Annotated in this window: 16 protein-coding genes and 2 tRNA genes; 9 read left to right on the forward strand and 9 right to left on the reverse strand. The window is 68.1% G+C overall.

The window, feature by feature from the left end:
* Positions 1–52 precede the first annotated feature (52 nt).
* Positions 53–2,347: a beta-glucosidase family protein gene (locus SACMADRAFT_RS01915; protein ID WP_009152089.1), complete on the forward strand. Its 2,295-nt coding sequence runs from the start codon at positions 53–55 to the stop codon at positions 2,345–2,347.
* Here SACMADRAFT_RS01915 and SACMADRAFT_RS01920 read toward each other — a convergent pair.
* Entirely contained in the window at positions 2,333–3,424 is a 1,092-nt protein-coding gene (locus tag SACMADRAFT_RS01920; RefSeq protein WP_009152090.1) for a winged helix DNA-binding domain-containing protein, read from the reverse strand. The genes SACMADRAFT_RS01915 and SACMADRAFT_RS01920 overlap by 15 nt on opposite strands.
* A gap of 167 nt (positions 3,425–3,591) precedes the next feature.
* On the opposite strand from SACMADRAFT_RS01920, the gene SACMADRAFT_RS01925 reads away from it, so the two are divergent.
* A complete protein-coding gene (locus tag SACMADRAFT_RS01925; RefSeq protein WP_198285920.1) occupies positions 3,592–4,605 on the forward strand; it encodes a beta-ketoacyl-ACP synthase III in 1,014 nt (337 codons plus the stop codon).
* On the opposite strand, the gene SACMADRAFT_RS01930 is transcribed toward SACMADRAFT_RS01925, so the two are convergent.
* From SACMADRAFT_RS01930 to SACMADRAFT_RS01955, 6 genes are all read right to left on the reverse strand, one after another.
* Entirely contained in the window at positions 4,592–6,073 is a 1,482-nt protein-coding gene (locus SACMADRAFT_RS01930) for an adenylate/guanylate cyclase domain-containing protein (RefSeq protein WP_009152092.1), read from the reverse strand. The two genes, SACMADRAFT_RS01925 and SACMADRAFT_RS01930, sit on opposite strands and share 14 nt — an antisense overlap.
* A gap of 62 nt (positions 6,074–6,135) precedes the next feature.
* A complete protein-coding gene (gene ku, locus SACMADRAFT_RS01935; RefSeq protein WP_009152093.1) occupies positions 6,136–7,116 on the reverse strand; it encodes a non-homologous end joining protein Ku in 981 nt (326 codons plus the stop codon).
* Between the two features lie 16 nt (positions 7,117–7,132).
* Positions 7,133–7,702: a DNA polymerase ligase N-terminal domain-containing protein gene (locus tag SACMADRAFT_RS01940; RefSeq protein WP_083840830.1), complete on the reverse strand. Its 570-nt coding sequence runs from the start codon at positions 7,700–7,702 to the stop codon at positions 7,133–7,135.
* Between the two features lie 158 nt (positions 7,703–7,860).
* The gene (locus SACMADRAFT_RS01945; protein WP_009152095.1) at positions 7,861–8,673 is read right to left on the reverse strand and encodes a SigB/SigF/SigG family RNA polymerase sigma factor; all 813 of its coding nucleotides are present in this window, start codon (positions 8,671–8,673) and stop codon (positions 7,861–7,863) included.
* The gene (locus SACMADRAFT_RS01950) at positions 8,670–9,101 is read right to left on the reverse strand and encodes an ATP-binding protein (protein ID WP_009152096.1); all 432 of its coding nucleotides are present in this window, start codon (positions 9,099–9,101) and stop codon (positions 8,670–8,672) included. Before SACMADRAFT_RS01950 ends, SACMADRAFT_RS01945 begins: the two co-directional genes overlap by 4 nt.
* A gap of 72 nt (positions 9,102–9,173) precedes the next feature.
* Positions 9,174–10,271 (reverse strand): Rv2629 family ribosome hibernation factor, encoded by a 1,098-nt coding sequence (locus SACMADRAFT_RS01955; RefSeq protein WP_009152097.1) that lies wholly within the window; start codon positions 10,269–10,271, stop codon positions 9,174–9,176.
* Between the two features lie 156 nt (positions 10,272–10,427).
* Between SACMADRAFT_RS01955 and SACMADRAFT_RS01960 the strand changes: the two genes are divergently transcribed.
* The 3 genes from SACMADRAFT_RS01960 (at position 10,428) to glmS (ending at position 13,373) form a co-directional block, all read left to right on the forward strand.
* Positions 10,428–11,201 (forward strand): sulfite exporter TauE/SafE family protein, encoded by a 774-nt coding sequence (locus tag SACMADRAFT_RS01960; protein WP_009152098.1) that lies wholly within the window; start codon positions 10,428–10,430, stop codon positions 11,199–11,201.
* Positions 11,202–11,262: 61 nt separating this feature from the next.
* Complete coding sequence (locus tag SACMADRAFT_RS01965) at positions 11,263–11,532, forward strand: hypothetical protein (protein ID WP_009152099.1); 270 nt, start codon at positions 11,263–11,265, stop codon at positions 11,530–11,532.
* A gap of 14 nt (positions 11,533–11,546) precedes the next feature.
* Complete coding sequence (gene glmS / locus SACMADRAFT_RS01970; RefSeq protein ID WP_009152100.1) at positions 11,547–13,373, forward strand: glutamine--fructose-6-phosphate transaminase (isomerizing); 1,827 nt, start codon at positions 11,547–11,549, stop codon at positions 13,371–13,373.
* Positions 13,374–13,385: 12 nt separating this feature from the next.
* Here the strand turns inward: glmS and hisC are convergent, their stop codons facing one another.
* Complete coding sequence (gene hisC / locus SACMADRAFT_RS01975; protein ID WP_009152101.1) at positions 13,386–14,438, reverse strand: histidinol-phosphate transaminase; 1,053 nt, start codon at positions 14,436–14,438, stop codon at positions 13,386–13,388.
* A gap of 107 nt (positions 14,439–14,545) precedes the next feature.
* Here hisC and SACMADRAFT_RS01980 point away from each other — a divergent pair, with 107 nt between their 5' ends.
* The 4 genes from SACMADRAFT_RS01980 (at position 14,546) to SACMADRAFT_RS01995 (ending at position 17,531) form a co-directional block, all read left to right on the forward strand.
* Complete coding sequence (locus SACMADRAFT_RS01980) at positions 14,546–15,196, forward strand: dienelactone hydrolase family protein (RefSeq protein WP_009152102.1); 651 nt, start codon at positions 14,546–14,548, stop codon at positions 15,194–15,196.
* A gap of 56 nt (positions 15,197–15,252) precedes the next feature.
* A complete protein-coding gene (locus tag SACMADRAFT_RS01985) occupies positions 15,253–17,232 on the forward strand; it encodes an acetoacetate--CoA ligase (protein ID WP_009152103.1) in 1,980 nt (659 codons plus the stop codon).
* An 81-nt stretch (positions 17,233–17,313) separates the two neighbouring features.
* Positions 17,314–17,402: transfer RNA gene (locus SACMADRAFT_RS01990), tRNA-Ser, on the forward strand.
* Between the two features lie 56 nt (positions 17,403–17,458).
* Positions 17,459–17,531 (forward strand) — tRNA-Arg (locus tag SACMADRAFT_RS01995).
* 109 nt (positions 17,532–17,640) lie between these two features.
* On the opposite strand, the gene SACMADRAFT_RS02000 is transcribed toward SACMADRAFT_RS01995, so the two are convergent.
* On the reverse strand, positions 17,641–18,873 hold the full coding sequence (locus SACMADRAFT_RS02000; RefSeq protein ID WP_009152104.1) for a tyrosine-type recombinase/integrase: 1,233 nt from the start codon (positions 18,871–18,873) through the stop codon (positions 17,641–17,643).
* Between the last annotated feature and the right edge of the window lie 13 nt (positions 18,874–18,886).

An 18,886-nucleotide genomic window follows, 5' to 3' on the forward strand; every position in this document is an offset into this window, starting at 1 on the left:
CGGCATATGTGAAAATAGCTCGCGTTTCTGCGTATCGACGGGAGGCGAGCACATGCGTCGCTGGGTTGTCCTGCTCACGCTGACGGCGCTGACGTCGCTGCTGGTCACGATTCCCTCCACTGCCTCGCCACCGGCCGACGGCGGTCAGGCCTGCCCGTGGCTCGACTCCGGCCTCCCTGTGGAGGACCGAGTGCGGCAACTGCTCGGCGCGATGACGTTGGACGAGAAGCTCAGCATGGTGCACGGCTCGGCGGGTCCGCTGGAGTTCGTCGGACCCGTCTACGCGGGGCTGGTGCCCGCCATACCCAGGTTGTGTGTACCCGAACTGGGGCTGTCCGACGGTCCGGCGGGAGTCGGCAACAGCCACACCGGCGTCACCCAGTTGCCCGCGCCGCTCGTGCTCGGCGCCACCTGGGACTCCCGGCTCGCCGAGGCCTACGGCACCGTGCTCGCCGAGGAGGTGGCAGGCAAGGGCGCGGGCGTCGTCCTCTCGCCCAGCGTCGATCTCATCAGGGACCCCCGCGCGGGCAGGGGGTTCGAGACGTTCGGGGAGGACCCGCGGTTGGCGGGCGTGCTAGCGCGGGCACAGATCCAGGCCGTCCAGGAACGCGGCGTGCTCGCTCAGGCCAAGCACCTGGCCGCCTACAACCAGGAGACCGCGCGCAACACCCGGCTGGGCAACGCGGTGGTGTCGCAGCGGGCACTGCAGGAGTTCTACCTGCCGCCGTTCGAGCAGGCGGTGGACGCGGGTGTCGCCTCGGTCATGTGCGGCTACAACCAGGTCAACGGCGTGCACGCCTGCAACAACACCTACCTGATCTCGCAGGTGCTGAAAGGACAGTTCGGCTTCGACGGCTTCGTGACCTCGGACTGGTTCGCGCTGCACGCCAGTCATGCCGCCGCCAACGCGGGCGTGGACATGCAGATGCCGTCGGGCTGCTACTTCGGCCCGAGGCTGCGTGAGGGCGTGCGGACGGGCAAGGTAGCGCTGTCCCGGTTGGACGACATGGTCGGTCGCGTGTTGCGGCAGATGTTTCGGCACGGCCTGTTCGACAGGCCGCGCACCGGTTCCCCTGACGCGGTGGTCACCACACCCGAACACGTCGCCGTGGCAAGGAAGGTGGCCGAGCAGGGCAGCGTGCTGCTGAGGAACGAGGCTGACCTGCTTCCCTTCGAAGGTGTTGACTCGATCGCCGTGCTCGGGCGCGCCGCGGGCGCAGGCGTCATCGGGTCGGGCGGCGGCAGCGCCCACGTGATCGCACCCTCGATCGTCACCCCGTTCGACGGGATCAAGCGGCGGGCCGAGCGGGAGGGCATCGACGTTCGGTTCGCCGAGCGGGCCGACGCCGCGAAGGCCGCCTCGGCGACCGACGTCGCCGTGGTGTTCGTGAGCCAGTGGTCGTCGGAGTCCAAGGATCATGGCGGCATCGCGTTGTCGCACGCGGACAACGCGATGATCGAGGAGGTCGCCCGCGCCAACCCGAACACGGTCGTGGTGCTCAACACCGGCGGCCCTGTGACGATGCCGTGGCTCGACGACGTCAAGGGCGTGGTGGCCGCCTGGTATCCGGGGCAGGAGTACGGCAATGCGATAGCGGCGCTGCTGTTCGGCGACGTCAACCCGGCGGGCAAGCTGCCGGTGACGTTCCCTGCCGCGCTTCGGCAGGCGCCCGCCGCCGACCCGCTGCGCTTCCCCGGCGGGCACTACGAGGAGGACCTCGCCGTCGGCTACCGGTGGTACGACCAGCAGGGACTGCGGCCGCTCTTTCCGTTCGGCTTCGGCCTTTCCTACACCGAGTTCTCCTACAGCGACCTGCGCATCGGTGGGCAACCGGATGCCGCGACCGTGGCCGTCGAGGCCACGGTCACCAACATCGGCGACCGGCGTGGAGCCGAGGTGGCCCAGCTGTACGTCAGCCACCCTGCCGTCGACGGGGAGCCACCGAGGCTGCTGAAGGACTTCGAGAAGGTGGAGCTGGATCCCGGCCGCAGCGTTCGGGTGCGGTTCACGCTGGACGAGCGGTCCCTGTCGCACTGGGACGTCGATACTCACCGCTGGATACGCAGCGCAGGCGACTACGTGGTCTCGGTGGGCGGCTCGTCACGTGACCTGCCGCTCACCGGCAGCCTGCGGGTGCGGGAAGCCGCTGCGACGAGCGAGCCGACCCCGCCACCGCCGCCCGGCGCACCCGAGGGAGGCGACGACGCGCTCACCAAGCTGGCCAACGCCGCGACGTGCCCGTCGGAAGGGGTGTACGCGGCCGCGCTCGGCGCCGCGTCGCTGGTGGGGCTTCCACCCGGTGAGCAGGCGGAAACGCCACCTCGTAACCCGTCATCGGGTGGCTGATCCCAGCCGGACCTGACCTTCGGGCTTGCCCGCGAACCGCAGCAGGCGCCTGCCCTCGGCTTCGATCGCCGTGGAGTTTCGCTTGGACAGTGGCCGAAACGGTTCGACCTCCAGCACCGACTGCCTGAGCTTCCAGCGGCCGCTCACGAAGCCGTCGACGAGGAACACGCCGGGCGCGACCGCGTTCTTCGTCTTGATACGTTGGCGGTCCTCGTCGCTGAGCACGCGGGTGCGGTCGGCGTGGGAGAACAGCAGGTTGTCGAACTCCGGTACGAACCGAGGCGGTGCGGGGGTGTCCGCGTCCGGCCGCGGTGCCTCCGGCAGGTCGAACAGTTCTCTGCCGTCCTCGTCGCGGAAGGTGCGCAACCGCGGTCGCAGCCGCTCGACCACCTCGCCGAGCCGTGTCAGGCCGCACCACGTCTGGACGTCGCGAACGGTGGCTGGGCCGAACGCGGCGAGGTAGCGCAGGACGACACCGGCGAGGTCGAGGTCGCGGCGCGGCGCTTGGCGCAGCCAGCTGTCGGCCGTGGCGTAGGTGGGTCGGCCACTGCGGCCCCATACCCCTCGCGGCGGTACCTGCACGAGTGGGAGCCGGTTGCGTGCCGCGTAGACGAGCGCCTTGGGGTCGTGGTCGGGCCAGCGGCGCGAAAGCGCCTCACCAAGGGCGGCGGTGTTCAGCGGGGCGGCGAGCAGCGACTCGCGGGCGGTGGCGGCGAGCTCGTCGAGGTCGACGCCCGCGAGCTTCGGGGTGAAGGTGGTGTTGCCCCGAAGGTCGGTTTCCATGATCGGCTGCGTCAGCGTGCGCAACGGCAGTGCGTCGGACGCGGCGACCAGGTGAACCGTGCCGCGCATGACGACGATCCGTGCCACCTTTCGGTCGAACAGCAGCTGGGACAGCTCGTCGGTGCGAAAGCCCCGCAGCCGTGTCCACAGGCCGTAGTAGGGCGGAAACGGTGCCTGCGCCTGCATGCCGACCAGGTGCTCGATCAGCTGAAGCGCGGAACCCGACTGCCTTCGCAGCAGTGACTGCCGGGCCAGTAGTGCCCGGTTCAGTTCCCGGGTGCCGAGCGTCCTCATGAAGCCTTTCTACCGGCCAAAGCGGTCAGGTTCTTTCCTGTTTGGCGCAACGGAGTGGACTTGAAGTGATGTGAGTCACATGGCGGGGCTCTACCGATTGGTAGCCCATAGAAGTTGGCGTTGGGCCGGTTTCACTCTTCCGCTCCCCAGACACTGGCCCTGGAGGAATGCAGGTGCCCACGCACGACACGCGGAAAGTGGCGGTGCTCGCCGGTATCGGCGCTTGGCTGCCACCACGCGTGGTGGACAACGACGAACTTTCGCGACGCCTCGACACGTCCGACGAGTGGATCCGGACCCGCACCGGAATCGGCGAACGTCACGTGGTCGACCCTGGGATGTCCACGGTGGACATGGCGGTCGAGGCGGGTGCGCGAGCCCTGCGCTCCGCTGGCTCGGCCGAGATCGACGCGGTGGTGCTCGCCACGGCCACACCCGACCAGGTCTGCCCCGCCAGTGCCCCGCAGGTGGCAAGCGGACTCGGCCTCGGCAGCGTCGCGGCGTTCGACGTCAACGCGGTCTGCTCAGGGTTCGTCTACGCGCTCGCGACCGCGGCGGGGTTGATCGCGGCGGATGTGGCGCGCGGCGTGTTGCTCATCGGAGCCGACGCCTTCACCACCCTGCTCGACCCTGCCGACCGCAGCACCGTGCCGATCTTCGGTGACGGTGCGGGCGCGGTCGTTCTCCACGCGGGCGAGGCGGGCCAGGACGGTGCCGTCGGGCCGTTCGACCTGCACAGCGACGGCGAACTCTCCGAGCTGCTCATCGTGCCCGCCGGTGGCTCGCGCATGAAGCGGTCGACGAACCCGGCCGACCACTGCTTCTCCATGCGCGGGCCCGCGGTGTTTCGGCACGCGACCGCGCGGATGGCGGAGTCGTCGCGCGCGGTGCTGGATCGGGCAGGCTGGACGATCGCCGACGTCGATCGCTTCATCGGTCACCAGGCCAACATCCGCATCCTGCAGGCCACCGCCAAGCAGCTCGGGCTGCCCGCGGACAGCCTCGTCGTCAACATCGAGCGCACCGGCAACACCAGCGCCGCGTCGATTCCGCTGGCGATGGCCGACGCCGCGGCGGACGGCACGCTTCAGCAGGGTGACCGGGTGTTGCTCAGTGCGTTCGGCGCGGGCCTCACCTGGGGATCGACGGTCCTGCGCTGGCCAGACGTCATTCCTGGCTAGGCTCGTCCAGCCAGGTCTGCGTAGGGGTCTGCCTACCCCTCAACTGGATCGTCTCGTACCGCCGCCAGCGGGCACGCTCGGACTCGGCGGCCGCGGCCAGGGTGGGCTCGCTGATCAGGATGCGTCCCGGCACCTGCTTGGCGTGCTCGGTGAGGCGGGCGGCTTCGTTGACGGCGTCGCCTATCACCGTGTACTCGAGCCTGCTGCTGGTACCCAGTTGCCCCGCGAAGGCCGGGCCGGTGGCGACCCCGATGCCGAGGTCGAGTTCGGCGGTGGAACTCACCGCGTCCCTGATTGCCCGAGCGGTGCGCAGCGCCGACGTCGCCGGATCGGCGTGCCGGGTGGGTGCGCCGAAGATGCACAGCGCCGCGTCACCCTGGAACTTGTTGACCAGCCCACCGTGGGTGCCAACGGCGTCGACGACGCTGGCGAACAGCCGGTTGAGCTTGCGGACCACCTCCTGCGGCGGCAGCTTCGCGGCCAGTGCCGTGGAGTCGACCACGTCGACGAACAAGGCGGTGACCTCGCGAACGTCCCCGGACAGCGACACTCCGTGTTCCAGCGCATGGCGGACGACGTCGTCGCCGACATGCCTGCCGAACAGGTCGCGCAGCCGCTCCTGCTCACGCAGGCCCGTGGCGAGCTGGTTCACCGAGGCCTGCAGCATGCCGATCTCGCTGGCGTCGTCCACCCCGACCTCGACGTCCCTGCGTCCTCTCGCGATGCGGTCGAGCGCGAGCCGCAGTTGGTGCAGCGGTGCGGCCACCGCCTTGGCGAGCAGCGCGGTGGCCAGCGCACCGACGACAAGGCCGATCACGGAAAGCGACACGAGGCTGTACCGGGTGTCTCCGTCGCCGATGTCGGGCGGTGCGCCGACCAGCAGCACGCCGAGCAGCGGTACCCCGCTGGCCAGCGCCCAGGTCAGCACCAGTCTGGTCAGCACCGTGGCGGGCAGGCTCTCGCGCGGTGGAGCGACGTGAAGTGCTATCGCCATCACCGGCCTTGCGACCCACTCCGCCGCCAGGTAGGTGAGGCCCACGGTGGCGAACCCGCCGAGCAGGATCGCCAGCGTGACGCCGAGAGCGTCCAGCCACGAGCTGAGCAAACCGGTGAGCAGGCCGATCACGACGGTGCCCAGCGCCCACAGCGTTCCCGTCACCACGGCAAGATCGACCGGCAGCCGCAGTGTCCTGACTGCCTCCTGCGGTGCCGGATCGCGCCCGAGCACGAACCACACGGCGGTGCGGCGTTGCAGGAACCCGGCCCAGGCCGCGCCGACGAACATGGCGAGCAGCACGTAGCCACCGGCGCAGATGATGAGGATCCAGCGGGCACCGCCGATGTCGGCGGGGATGCCCTGCAGGAGCAGCAGCAGGAGCACGACTCCCGCACCGAGGAAGCTCGTCCCGAACCCCAGGACCGCGAAGCCGAGGCTGGTGCGCAGCACCGTCCGAAACCGCGCCGACAACCATCCGCTCACCACCAGGGGATCGTATTCGTGTACCAGGCGGTGAGGACACGGTTACCGGATCACGAGGCGGTTCTGCGCCGCTGTTGCCTGCCTGCTTGCTTGACGGCCTTCTCCAGCTCGGCGCGGTTCATCTTGGAGCGGCCTTTCACGCCGAGTTCGCGAGCCATGCTCTCCAGTTCCGACTTGCTGAGCTCGGACAGCTCCTGCTCGGCCCGTTCGGCACGCTCGGCCGTTGCTGTCGATTTGGGCTTCCTGGCTGTGCCCTTGCGGCTCTCGACACTGCGGGAGAGGGCTTCGAACAGGTCGACCACCTTGGTGGCCTCGGGTGGGCTCTCGGCGGGCGTGACGGTCCTGCCCTCGCGCTTGTCCTCGATGAGTTGCATCACGCGTTCGGTGTAGGTGTCGTGATGCTCCTGCGGCTTCCAGTCGTCGGCCATCGACTCGATGAGACTGACCGCCATGTCGATCTCCTTGGGGCGGGCCTGACCGGGTGCGGGCAGCTTGCTGATCTCTTTGGTCGGTTCGCGGATGTCCTCGGGAAACAGCAGCGTGTTGAGCACCAGCACGCCGTCACCAGCCCTCACGGCGGCGAGGTACTCCTTACCGCGCATGACGAAGCGCGCCAGCCCGGCCCTGTTCGTCCGGTCCATCGCCTCCAGCAGCAGGGTGTATGCCCTGCCGAACTCCTCCTTGGCGGGTGCGAGCCAGTACGTCTTCTGGAAGTAGATGGGGTCGATCTGGTCGAGGTCGACGAAGGCGTCGATGTCGATGGTGCGGGAACGGCCGGGCGCGATCTCCTCCAGCTCCTCCGGCTCGATGATCACGTACTCGTCGCCGCCGAGGTCGTAGCCCTTGACGATCTGGTCGTAGGGCACCTCCTCGCCGGTGCGTTCGTTCACCCTGCGATAGCGAATCCGGTCGGACGTGCCGCGCTGGAACTGCCTGAAGTGGACTGTGTGGTCCTGGGTGGCGCTGTACAGCTCGACCGGCACCGTCACAAGGCCGAAGTTGAGTGCTCCGCTCCAGATCGCTCGCGCCACGGGTACCTCCCCCGTTTCAGGACAGCTCCTCGCTGGTCCTGCCGCTCAGCACCGACTCCGGAAGTGTCGCACCCGGGTGGTGTTCGTGGTAGGCACCCTCGTCGTCCTTCTTGATCAGTAGCCACTGTTCCTGGGTCGTGCTCGGCCGGGTCCGCACCATGGCGAAGGCGCCGTGCAGCTTGTGGCCTTCGAGCCAGATGCTCATCCGGCCGTCGGTGAGGCCCTGCTCGATCGACGTCGCGGACAGGTTGGTGAACGTTCCGCTGTCCCACACCAGCACACTGCCTGCGCCGTACTCACCCTCGGGAATCCGCCCTTCGAAGTCGGCGTACTCCGGCGAGTGGTCCTCGGTGCGGATGGCGAGCCGCTTGTCACCGGGGTCGAGTGAGGGCCCCTTGGGTATCGACCAGGAGACGAGCACGCCGCCGATCTCCAGGCGGAAGTCGTAGTGCAGGCTCGTGGCGTCATGCTTCTGGATGACGAAACGTGACCGATCCGGGCGCTTGCGCTTCGCCGCCTCATGCTGCTTCGAGCTTGAGGCACCCGCCTTCACATCGGCGTCGGGCGGCGCTTCCTGATCTGCCATGGGCCACAGGTACCCGACGTATCGGCAGGTAAACGCATAGGCGCAGGGAACAGTCTGCAGGGGGATCCACTCGCGGACCGACGGCGGTGGACGCCAATCCCGGCCCGGCCGCTCGGTCACTCTCGGTGCCCGGCACTTGGTACCGCCGGGCGCGAGAATCACTCCGATCGGTTCTCGTCGAGTCCTTCCCGCAGCTTCTTCAGAGTTCTGGCGAGCAGCCGGGACACGTGCATCTGCGAGATCCCGATGCGTTCGGCGATCTGCGTCTGTGTCATGTTGTGCACGAACCGCAACGCCAGGATCGTGCGCTCCCGCTCGGGGAGCTCCTTGACCAGCGGCTGCAGTGTTTCGTGGTTCTCGACCCCGGCCAACGCCGCGTCCTCCTCGCCAAGGGTGTCCCCGAGCGCGAGGTTCTCGGTGTCGGCCGACAGCACCTCGTCCAGCGACATCGAGTGGTAGGCGTTGCCCGCCTCGAGTCCCTCGTACACCTCGTCCGGGCTCAGGCCGAGGTGCGTGGCGATCTCGCTCGGCGTGGGCGCCCTGCCGAGCCGTTGCGAAAGGTGCGTGCTCGCGTTGTTGATCGACAGATGCAGTTCCTTCAACCTGCGTGGCACGCGGATGACCCACCCGGTGTCGCGGAAATGCCGCCTGACCTCACCCATCACGGTCGGCACGGCGAAGGAGAGGAAATCGGACCCTCGGCGCGGATCGAAGCGGTCGACCGCGTTGATGAGCCCCACCCTGGCCACCTGCACCAGGTCCTCCTTGGCCACGCCACGACCGGAGAAGCGCTGCGCGATGTGCTCTGCCAGCGGGAGATGCCCGGTGACAAGCTGATCGCGCAACTCGGCGCGGCGAGGGTCGCCCTCTTCGAGCGAGACGAACTCCTCGAACAACGGTGTGAGGTGGTCGTAGTCGTCCGAAGAATTGCGCGATCCCTGAGGCGATCCTTGAGTCGTGGATTCGGTCACGTAAAGGCCGGCTTCCGTTTCGCGAGCTCGATGTGTATCCAGTTGCGCTGACCGTTTTGCGAACCCGGCTCGACCCAGGAGTTCGCAGAGTCAGCGAGCGTCGTCAGTACGCGCCACCCGAAGGACCCGGTACTGGGGGCGTCCTCGTCCGCGGAGGACACCGCGCCACGGAACCGCAGTTCGGTCTCGCTGATCGTGAATCTGCAGACCATCGTGCTGCCCGGCACGGCGCGGGTGATCAGCGTCGAGCAGGCTTCGTCGACGGCGAGTCTCAGATCGGCGATCGCATCGAGGTCGAAATCCGCTCGCATGGCGATACTCGCCGCCACGGAGCGGATTATGGGCAGGTGTACCAGGCTCGCGCCGAGCCGTACCTCGATATCGTCCTGTGCGCCGACGTCGTCGGACGGCGGCCTTGTCTCGGTCACTGTCACCTCGGTAAATTGCCGACCGTTCAAGATTTCCCGCCTACAGTAGACATCATTGACCCTGTTGTTCCGTCAGTCGTGGCGGAGAATGGCGCCGAATCCCTCTGTGAGGTCCAGTCGGTCGCCCGTGTGGACGATGTCGGCGTTGACGGCGATCGCCGCGACGGCCACCGCCTCATCCGCGCGTCTGCGGCCGATCGCTTCGACCCCATGTGCCTTCAGTTCCTCTTCCTGCATGCCGAGCAGCGTGGGGTTACTTCCCGCGAGGACTTCCACCTCGGCGGGCCGATCGACCAGCAGCGTCTCGACGTTGTGTTCGCGTAGGGCGGTCGTGGTCGCCTCCAGGCCCTGCACGGCGAGCCCGGTGGGTTGTGCGAGTGCGGCACGGAACCGCTCCGCGGTCCGGTCCCTGCGCTCCTGCTGAGTGCGGCTGAGCAGGTCCCTGATCTGCCGGTCGAGTTCTTCGTCCGCCGCGCCCTGGTGCCTGCCGCCGCCCTGCACCTCGCTCGCGTGCGCGCGTACCGACTCGGGCAGGGCCTCCAGCAGCGCCTTGCGCGCCTGCGTCTCACCCGTGACCACCACGAGGCCGGCTCCGATGCGGCGGGCGATGTCCGCCACGTGCTCGGCGGCCAGCTCGATGTTGCGCTTGATGAGTTCCTCGGTGTGTTCCTGGAAGTTTCGGTGTGCCCAGCCGCCGGTCGGCACCTTGTGGATGTGGTGGTCGGTGCCCTCCACGGTTCTGGCGTCGACGACATGACCGTCGCGGTCGACGGCCGTGACGTCGGCTCCCACCCTGTCGACGACGGCGACGACATGCGCGGGAGGCGACTCGCCGAGTTCCGCGAGCGGCACGAGGTAGGGCAGCTCGGACAGCCTCGCGATCGGCCGGGCGGGCGGGGCCTCCAGTTCGGTGTCGACCAGCACCGTCGAGCCCGCGGCGACGAGCGCACGCCCGCTTCGTCCCGCGGGCGGCTGACCGGAGCGAACGGCGGACTCCAGCGCGTCGAGAATCGGCCTGTCCGCCCCCTGCGCGGACAGCTCCTCTCGCAGCTCGCGCCACCTGAGGTCCAGCAACTTGGCGGCGTCCTCGGTGGCATGTGTGTCATCGAAGTAGACCGAGGCGAACGGCCCTTCGGCCGATACCAAGTCGCGCAGCCTCGCAGTGTCCACTCAATACCTCCCTCGCGCGGGTTTGGCCGATGGCTACCCGGTAAGGGGAAGGCGAAACGTAGTGAGCACACGGAGCGTGATACCGAACACTGTATACGGGCACTGCCTGCGCTCGGCCGACCAGCGTTGCCTATCGTCGGCTCGCGTGAGCGAAGGATGATCTGGTGGCATGCCGTCCTGATAGCCGCGGCAGGCATCTGGGCGGGAATGATCAACACGGTGGTGGGTTCGGGGACGCTCGTGACCTTCCCCGTACTCGTGGCGCTGGGTTACCCACCGCTGACGGCGACCACCTCCAACGCGATCGGGCTGGCACCAGGCACGATCAGCGGAGCCGTCGGCTACCGCCACGAGTTGCGCGGGCAGTTCAGGCGCATGCTGACCTTCGTGCCTGCGTCGCTGGTGGGCGCGGGATGCGGAACGGTACTGCTGCTGTCGCTGCCGCCCGACGCCTTCGAGACGGTGGTGCCCGCGCTCGTCGGGCTCGCCGTAGTGCTCGTGATCATCCAGCCGCGGGTGTCCACCTGGGTGCTGCGCAGGCGGGAGACCTCCGGCAAGGAACAGGGAACGGGCAGCAAGGTGCTGCTCATCACATTGATCTTCCTCATCGGCGTCTACGGCGGTTACTTCACCGCCGCGCAGGGTGTGATGCTCATGGCTGTGATGGGCATGCTGCTCAGTGAGCCCATCCAGCGGCTCAACGGAATCAAGAACGTCCTCGCGGCCGTGGTGAACGTCGTGGCGGGAACCGTCTACGCCTTCATCGCTCCGGTCAGTTGGCCCGCCATCGCACTGCTCGCCTCGGGTTCCATCGTGGGCGGGTGGCTCGGCGCCAGGGTCGGGCGCAGACTCTCCCCGGTCGCGCTGCGCGCCGTCATCGTGGTGGTCGGTGTCGCGGCGATGGTGCAGATGATCGTTCGACAGGTGTAGTTTTGCCCGAAATCGGGCAGAGAAGTTGAACCAGCCGCCTGCCGCTGCGAGGCTGGCGAGCGTGGACCGGTCGCCGCCCGCCGAGCTGGTACGCCACGTCGCCGGGTCCACCGGCCTGCCCGTGCGGACGGCGGCGCGGGTGGTGGCCGACGTCATGGCGTACTTCTCCGAGACCACAGAGGAGTACGTGCGCAGGCGGCACCGTGAGCTCAAACAGCGCGGCCACCGCAACGAGCGGATCTGGACCGTGCTCGCGGCGGAGCTGGAACAACGCCCGGTGGCGGCACCACAGCTGACCCGGCGCCAGCTACGGCGCATCGTCTACGGCTAGGGAGAGCTACTCGTATGTGTGGAATCGTCGGCTACGTCGGGCACCGGGACGCCACCCCGATCCTGCTTGAGGGGCTGCACCGGCTGGAGTACCGCGGCTACGACTCCGCGGGCATCGCGGTGGTCAACCGGGGCAAGCTGCGCGTGACCAAGGCCGCCGTACGCGTCGCCGAACTACGGTCCCTCGTCGGTGACGGCCACCCCGCGAACATTGGGCTCGCGCACACCCGGTGGGCCACGCACGGCGAACCGACCGAGCGCAACGCGCACCCGCACGTGGACCCGGACGGCAGGGTCGCCGTCGTACACAACGGCATCATCGAGAACGCCGACCAGTTGCGGGCGAAGCTGACGGCGGAGGGTGCCACGTTCGCCTCCGACACCGACACCGAGGTGCTCGCCCACCTCGTCGCCGCACGCGTCTCGGCAGGCGCGGCGTCACTGGAGGACGCGGTTCGCGCCGCGCTGTGGGAGGTCGAGGGCGCCTACGGCATCGTGGTGCTCGACGTGCGAAACCCAGGCGAACTTGTGGTGGCCCGCAACGGCAGCCCCATCGTGCTCGGCATCGGCGACTCGGAGATGTTCGTCGCCTCCGACCTCGCCGCCCTGGTACGGCACACCCAGCAGGTCGTCTACCTCGACGACGGCGAGCTGGCCACACTGCGCGCCGACGGCTACCGGACCAGCACCCTGCAGGCTCGGCGCACCGACAAGACTCCCACCGTCGTGGAACTCACCGACTCCGACTACGCGCTCGACGGGTTCTCCGACTACATGCGCAAGGAGATCGCCGAGCAGCCGGAGGCGGTACGCAGGGCGTTGCTCGGCAGGCTCGACGAACGGTTCTCCACCGCCCGGCTCGACGGGCTGCGCATGGACCCCCACGAACTTCGCTCGGTGCAGCGGGTGAAGTTCCTCGGCTGCGGATCGGCCTACTACGCGGGCCAGATCGGTGCCGACCTGGTCGAGCAGTTGGCCAGGATTCCCGCCGATGCCGAATCCGCCTCCGAGTTCCGCTACCGCAACCCCGTCGTCGACGGCGACACGCTGTATGTCGCGGTGAGCCAGTCCGGCGAGACCGCCGACACGCTGGCCGCGGTGCAGGAACTGCGCCGAAAGGGCGGCCGGGTGATCGGTGTGGTCAACGCGGTGGGCAGCGCGATCGCGAGGGAGTGCGGCAGTGGTGTGTTCCTGCACGCCGGGCCCGAGGTTTCGGTGGCCTCGACGAAGGCGGTCACGAACATGAGCACCTGCTTCGCCCTGTTGGCGTTGCTGCTCGGGCGGGTGCGCGATCTGTCCGTCGCCGACGGCAGGCGCATCGTCGCCGGACTGGACTCACTTCCCGACCGCATCGAGGAAGCGATCGCGGCCGAGGACCACATCGCCGAGATCGCGCGCCGGTTCGCCGGGGCAGGCAGCATGTTCTTCGTCGGAAGGGTCCGCGGCTGGCCGGTGGCGCGGGAAGGCGCGCAGAAGCTGAAGGAGATCTCCTACGTGCATGCCGAGGCATACCAGGCAGGCGAACTCAAGCACGGGCCGATCGCCCTGATCGACGCCCAGATGCCGTCGGTGGTGATCGTGCCCGACGACGAGTTGCTGGCCAAGAACATCGGCACCATCGAGCAGATCAGGGCCAGGGGCGGGCCGGTGCTCGCGGTGACCAACGCGACGCTTCCTGCGGGGCTGGCCGACGCCGAGATCCGCGTGCCACACGTCACCGAGGAACTCGACCCGATCCTGTTCGGCATTCCGCTGCAGCTGCTGGCCTACCACCTGGCCGTCGCGCTCGGCAGGGACATCGACAAGCCGCGAAACCTCGCCAAGAGCGTGACCGTCGAGTAGTTGCCCACATCCTCAGAACGAGCGCGCGGCCTCGAGGAACACGTCGTTCTCCGACGGGGTGCCGATGGTTACCCGCGCGCCCTCACCGGCGAACGGGCGGACCACCACCTTGTGTTCGAGTGCGTGCTCGGCGAAGGCCATCGTTCGCTCACCCAGCGGCAGCCACACGAAGTTCGCCTGCGTCGGCGGCACCTCGTAACCCAGTTCGAGGAGTGTGTCGCGGACCCGCTCGCGTTCAAGCGCCATGTCGGCGCAGCGTGCCAGCAACTCCTCCTTGGCGTCGAGCGAGGCGATCGCCGCGGCCTGCGCCACCGCGTTGACGCTGAACGCCACGTACACCTTGCGCACCGCGTCCACCAACTCCGGCGCCGCGATCGCGTAGCCGACTCGCAGCCCGGCGAGGCCGTACGCCTTGGAGAAGGTTCGCAGCACCGCCACGTTGCGCCTGGCGCGGGCGAACTCCAGCCCGTCGGGCACGTCGGCGTCGGTGACGAACTCGCGATAGGCCTCGTCGAGCACCACCACCACGTGCGGCGGTACCCGGTCCAGGAAGCGCGTCAGCTCCTGCCTGTCCACGGTCGTACCGGTGGGGTTGTTCGGGTTGCACACGAACACCAGCCGCGTTTTCGGCGTGATCGCCGCCAGCATCGCGTCGAGGTCGTGGGTGTGCGAGTGGGTCAGCGGAACTCTTACGGGTGTGGCGTTGCCGACCTGCGTGACTATCGGGTATGCCTCGAACGAACGCCACGCGAAGACCACTTCCTCGCCGGGGTGGCACGTGGCCTGGACGAACTGCTGGCACAGCGACACCGAGCCACAGCCGACCGCGATCCGGTTCGTGGCTACGTCGAGTTCCGCCGACAGCCGTTCCACCAGCGCCGTGGCCGCCATGTCGGGGTAGCGGTTCGCCTCGGCCGTTGCCCGCGCGATCGCCTCGGCGACGCTGGGCAACGGTCCGCCCGGCACCTCGTTGCTCGCCAGCTTGATCGCGCCAGGGACGGAGGCGCCGGGCACGTACGAGGGCAGCGCCGCGAGGTCGGCACGCGTGGGGATCTCGGAGGACATGGCGACTCCTCGGGCATCGAGAAAAGGTTCCGGCGACAAACCTATCTCGCCGGATATCTGACAGCTCACGTTGACCCGGGGTGCACTATCGGTGGTTGAGTATGCACATGAGGCAGACGCTTACGCAGGACTACGAACGTGCGGACGGCCGCGCGCTTCGGCTCACCTTCGCCGAGCCGGAGAGCGCTCAGCGCGGAGGTCTCGTGGTCCTGCACGAGGCGGGTTCGGTGACCGACACCGCCCGCGTCCTCGTCAGCTCGCTGGCGGCGGAGGGCTGGCTCGCCGTGGCACCGCACATCGGTAGTGCCCGTGCTCCGATGGCCGGGGCGGACGTGCTCGCGGCCACCGACACGACACTCGCCTGGCTGGTCGATCACGACGTGCGCGCCGACCTGCTCGGTGTCGTCGGTTTCGACCTGGGTGGCACCGCGGCGCTCGTGGTGGCCGCGAGACGGATGCTCGGTGCGGCGGTCAGCGTGGGCGGTCACGGAATCAGCAGCCCCGCCTCCCAAGGGCTGCCCGCGCTCGTGGACATCGCGGCCGACCTCAGCAGCCCGTGGTTGGGGGTGTACGGCGACGACGGCGACGACTTCCTCGAGGCGGAGGTGGAGCGGCTGCGCGAGGCCGCGGCCAAGGCCGAGGTTGCGACCAACGTCGTGCGCTATCCGGGCGCCCGGCACCGGTTCGACGCGGACCCGACGGCGGCGGAGGACGCCTGGCAACGCACGCTCGCCTGGTTCGACGCGCACCTGCGCTAGGGAGTTTGCTCTTCTTGCCGGAGGAGTTGGTCGCCACACTGGCCTAGGCTCGGCGCATGACTGCTGACGCCGACGTCCCAGAAGTGTTGTGGCGGCCCACTTCCGAGCAGGTGGAACGGACCAGGATCGAGGACTTCCGCCGCTGGCTCGGTGCCAACCGCGACGTGCACGCCGGTGATTACCACGAGTTGTGGTCGTACTCGGTGCGAGACCTGTCGGGCTTCTGGTCGGCGGTCGCCGAGTACCTGGGGGTGCGCTGGCACCAGCAGCCGGCCGAGGTGTTGTCCGGCATGGAGATGCCCGGCGCGCGATGGTTCGCGGGCGGCACGCTGAACTACGCCGAGCATGCGTTGAGCGGCGGCGTTGCCGGTGCGGCCAAGGCCGACAACGATCCCGCGGTGGTGTTCCAGCGGGAGGACGGTGCCGAGGAACGGCTGTCCTACGGCGACCTGCGGGCACGGGTGGCTGCGGCGCGTGGTGCGCTGCGGTCTCTCGGCGTCGGGAAGGGCGACCGGGTTGTCGCGCTCGCGCCGAACTGTCCGCAGACCCTTGTCGCGTTCCTCGCCGCGGCCAGCCTCGGTGCTGTCTGGTCGTCGTGCTCGCCGGACTTCGGCGTGCGGGCGGTTTCCGACCGCTTCACCCAGATCGAGCCGAAGGTGCTCATCGCCGTCAACGGCTACCGCTACAACGGCAGGTCGTTCGACATCAGGCCGACTGTGGAGGAGCTGCGGTCGAAGTTGCCTCGGCTCGCGGCGACCGTGCTCGTGGGATACGAGGGCGGCGGCACGATCCCCGGCACGCTGGACTGGGAGGCGTTGCTGGCCGGGCACGCGGGTACCGCGCTTGAGTTCGAGCCGGTGGAGTTCGACCACCCGCTGTGGGTGCTGTATTCGTCGGGGACGACGGGGTTGCCGAAGGGCATCGTGCAGGGGCACGGCGGCATCATCGTGGAGCACCTGAAGATCCTGGCGTTGCACTGCGACCTCGGGCCCGGCGAGCGGTTTTTCTGGTTCACCACCACGGGTTGGATGATGTGGAACTTCCTCGTCTCCGGGCTGCTCGTGGGAACCACGATCGTGCTCTACGACGGCAGCCCTGCCCATCCGGATCTCAACACGTTGTGGCGTCTTGCGCAGAAACATGAGGTGACCTACTTCGGCACGTCGGCGCCGTTCGTGCAGAGTTGCCTGAAGCAGCGGTTGCGCCCCGCTGCCGAGTTCGACCTTTCGGCGATGCGGGCGCTGGGCTCCACCGGTGCGCCGCTGAGCGTGGAGGGCTTCCGCTGGATCGCCGAGGAGATCGGCGAGCACGTACAGATCTGCTCCGTTTCCGGCGGCACCGACCTGTGCACCGCGTTCGTCGGTGCGTCGCCGGACGTTCCGGTGTGGTTGGGGGAGTTGTCGTGCCGGTGCCTGGGTGCCGCCGTGGAGGCCTACGACGAGGCGGGCGACCCCGTGGTCGACCAGGTGGGCGAATTGATCATCACGAAGCCGATGCCGTCGATGCCGGTGGCGTTCTGGAACGACCCCGACGGCACGCGGCTGCGGGAGGCCTACTTCGAGGACTACCCCGGCAAGTGGCGCCACGGCGACTGGATCAAGATCACCGACCGTGGCTCGGCAGTGATCTACGGGCGAAGTGACTCCACCCTCAACCGCGGCGGCGTGCGGATGGGCACGGCCGAGTTCTATCGTGTCGTCGAGGGTTTCGACGAGGTGTTGGACTCGCTGGTCATCGACACCTCGGCGGGTGATGAGGGGCAGTTGTTGTGCTTCCTCGTGCTCGCGCAGCGGGCGAAGCTGGAGGACGTGGAGCCGACCTTGCGCGCCGAGTTGCGCAAGGAGCTGTCGCCAAGGCACGTGCCCGACCGGTTCATCGTGGTGGAACAGGTGCCGAGGACGCTGAACGGCAAGAAGTGCGAGGTGCCGGTGAAGAAGATCCTCTCCGGGGTGGCCCCGGAACGCGCGGTGAGCAAGGACGCACTCGCCAACCCGGACTCGCTGACCCCGTTCGTGGCTTACGCGGCACGCGAATGACCTGGTCAGCGGGTTGACTGGGGGTGCTTTGCCGGGCTTCGGTGGCGGTGTGTAGTCTATGACGGCAGTGGTCGCGACCTGGGAGGCTTCGCCTAGTCTGGTCTATGGCGCCGCACTGCTAATGCGGTTGGGGGTAACCCCCCTCCCGGGTTCAAATCCCGGAGCCTCCGCCGGGGCTCGGCCCAGCCGAGCACCACCCCGACTCCGGTCGGGAACAACTGAACATGCGCCCGTAGCTCAACGGATAGAGCATCTGACTACGGATCAGAAGGTTTGGGGTTCGAATCCCTACGGGCGCGCATCGGAAAGTCCAGGTCAAGGCCTTGTTCTCAGTAATGAGACGAGGCCTTGACTGCTTTTTGGCGGCTGATCGTCTCACAACTTCTCACGTACGTTTGTACTGCTTGCTCAGGTGTTCTTGTAGATCTTGCCGAGTGCGTCGGTTCCGGTCTGGAGATCCTCTTCGGTGGCGTGTACGTAGGTCGAGTACGTGAACGCGGTGTCGTAGTGCCCGGCCCACTTGCTGACGATGGAGATCGGCACCCCGGCCTTCTCCATCAGGCTCAGTGCCGTGTGGCGGCCCTCGTGCAGCACGATCCGCTTGACTCCGGCTCGTTTGGCGAGGCGACCGAACTCGTCGGAGTACCACTCGGGGTGGACGGGCTCGCCCAGTTCGTCGACCACGACGTAGCCGCTGTTGGTGTATGCCTTTCCTGCGGCCAGCCTTTCGGCGTTTTGAGTGACCTTGAGGTTGTGTAGTGCCGATGCGGCTGTGACATCGAGAGGCAGTGTCCGGAATCCGTTGCGCGACTTGGGCGGCACGATCTGGGTCGTGCCTTCGACAAGCACTCGGGCCTGCTGCACGCGGATCGTTGCGGGCTTGTACGTCGACCCCGCCCCGTAGCAGTCAATGCACCATGGCTTCTTGTGCGCCCGGCATGGCTCTCCGAAGGAACCGAAGCCGATGTCTTCCTGCCAGCGGAGCCCGAGAACTTCGCCTCTCCGCAGCCCGTAGAGGGACAGGCGCCAGCCAGCGTGGAGCCGGTCGGCCTTGGCCTTGTCGAGGAACTTCCGCACCTCCTCGGCCGACCACGTGCTCCGAGGAGCCGGAGCGTACTTCGGCGGCTTGACGAGCTTGGCCACGTTGCGGGGGAGTAACCCTTCCAAGACCGCCATCTCGAAGGCCGCTGCGAGCCGCCCGAGGGTCAACCGCACGCTCCGGGGACCGAGTCCAGTACCAGGCTTGCCTCCGCGGCGGCGGCCGGAGGCCTCCATCCACGTGACCATTCGTTCGATGTCGGCTTTGCTGACCTTCTGGATCGGCATGGACCCGAGCCGTTCGTGAACTGGCCGTAGTGCGTCCTGGTAACTCCGCTTGCTGGAGTCCCGCAGGTCCCGTGCCGCACCTTCCAGCCAGCCGTTCAGGTACTCGGACACCGTGATACTCGTGGGCCGGATGTAGTTGCCCTCGTTCAGCTGGTGTCGGATCTTGTCGTACTCGGCGCGTGCCTCGCGTTTGGTGTCGAAGGTGAACGTCTTCTGCTGGCGGCGTCCGGTTTCCGGGTCGCGACCGATGTCGACGACGAACCGATAGCGGACGGTCCCGTCCCTGAGCGTGATCTTCTTGATCGGATCTGCCATTCGTTGCTGCTCC

Source organism: Saccharomonospora marina XMU15 (genome assembly GCF_000244955.1).
GTDB classification, from domain to species: Bacteria; Actinomycetota; Actinomycetes; order Mycobacteriales; family Pseudonocardiaceae; genus Saccharomonospora_A; species Saccharomonospora_A marina.